General features: G+C 78.1%; 1 protein-coding gene. It reads left to right on the top strand.

From position 1 onward, the window contains the following. Positions 1–283, top strand: a 283-nt coding sequence (locus G3I42_RS16030; RefSeq protein WP_164286550.1) for an MFS transporter, incomplete at both ends; no start/stop codon positions are given.

Consider the following 283-nt stretch of genomic DNA (forward strand, 5'->3'; position numbering starts at 1 on the left):
GGCGCTCGCCGTGTGGGCGACGGGCGGTTCGGTCGCCGTGGCGCTCGCCCCGGTGCTCGGCGGGGCGCTGACGACGGCGTGGGGCTGGCGCGGGATCTTCTTCGCGACGCTCCCGCTCGGTCTCATGGCGCTCGCGCTGCTCGTCCGCGCGGACCGCTCCGGGGAATCCGTCGCAGGCGGGCGGCGCCTCGATCTCGCGGGGCAGCTCACGGCCGTGCTCGCCGTGACGGCGCTGTCGGTCGCGGTGATCGAGCACGGACCGGTGCGCTGGGCCGCGGCGGGG

It is taken from the genome of Streptomyces sp. SID11385, assembly GCF_010548245.1.
GTDB lineage: Bacteria > Actinomycetota > Actinomycetes > Streptomycetales > Streptomycetaceae > Streptomyces.